The organism is Heliobacterium mobile (assembly GCF_009720735.1).
GTDB lineage: Bacteria > Bacillota > Desulfitobacteriia > Heliobacteriales > Heliobacteriaceae > Heliobacterium > Heliobacterium mobile.
This window is the reverse complement of the sequence record NZ_WNKU01000137.1, coordinates 1-478: the sequence shown is the minus strand read 5'-3', so window position 1 is coordinate 478 and position 478 is coordinate 1. Positions and strand designations below refer to the sequence as shown.

Below are 478 nucleotides of genomic sequence, written 5' to 3'. Positions count from 1 at the left end.
GGAGCCAGCCGCCGAAGGTGGGGTCGATGATTGGGGTGAAGTCGTAACAAGGTAGCCGTATCGGAAGGTGCGGCTGGATCACCTCCTTTCTATGGAGACTCGTCACGGTAGAGGGTGAACATTGCTAGTTTTTCTAGTGAAGGGATGAAGCCTCTATACAGTGAGATGTCGAGGTCGAACCGAACGGAGACCTCCCAGTTATGCTCTTATAGAGATACGCAAATTGGCAGGTTAACTGTGTAATGAGCAGCATCTCGATACAGTGCGATGGGACAGGTCCGAACGGAAAGGTTAAGCACGCGGCTAACACAACTGTTTGATTTTGAGGGACTGGAGAAACTTACCGGTTGAAAAGCTCAACTAAGTATAGTAATCTTCTAAATCCGGTAATGAATCGGACAGACCTCAACAACTACAAACTGATCTGGTGGCAATGGCGGAGGGGTCACACCCGTTCCCATCCCGAACACGGCAGTTA

The 478-nt window shown here is 49.8% G+C and carries 2 rRNA genes; both read left to right on the top strand.

What is annotated here, in order from left to right:
* Positions 1-89: ribosomal RNA gene (locus GJ688_RS20155) — 16S ribosomal RNA — on the top strand; the annotation flags it as partial.
* 334 nt (positions 90-423) lie between these two features.
* Positions 424-478, top strand: a 5S ribosomal RNA gene (gene rrf / locus GJ688_RS21670); the annotation flags it as partial.